1 protein-coding gene is annotated in these 240 nt (G+C 59.6%); it reads right to left on the reverse strand.

Annotation, left to right across the window (positions count from 1 at the left end; all coding sequences use genetic code 11):
* Positions 1 to 240: hypothetical protein (locus ACR9ZK_RS23230; RefSeq protein WP_481344272.1), on the reverse strand; the 240-nt coding region annotated here is incomplete at both ends.

Consider the following 240-nt stretch of genomic DNA (forward strand, 5'->3'; position numbering starts at 1 on the left):
GCATTCATGCGCGAAAGGTCAATTGCCCGTTCGCTGACAACAAGGATTTCGTCAAACGGCACGGCGCTATCCCATCCCGTATAACGGAGCCGGCGGACAGCCGCCCCCGTCGTAAATGCCAGCGTCACCGTACGCGCTTCCGCGTCGATGGAGCTGTTAAGAGCCTCGCCGCGAAACTGCATCGGCAGGCTGGCGGGTGCCTTTCGCACTTCAAGTCTCGTCATCGTCTTGGCTTTCTTC

This window comes from Monashia sp. HAY1-5C, assembly GCF_056755255.1.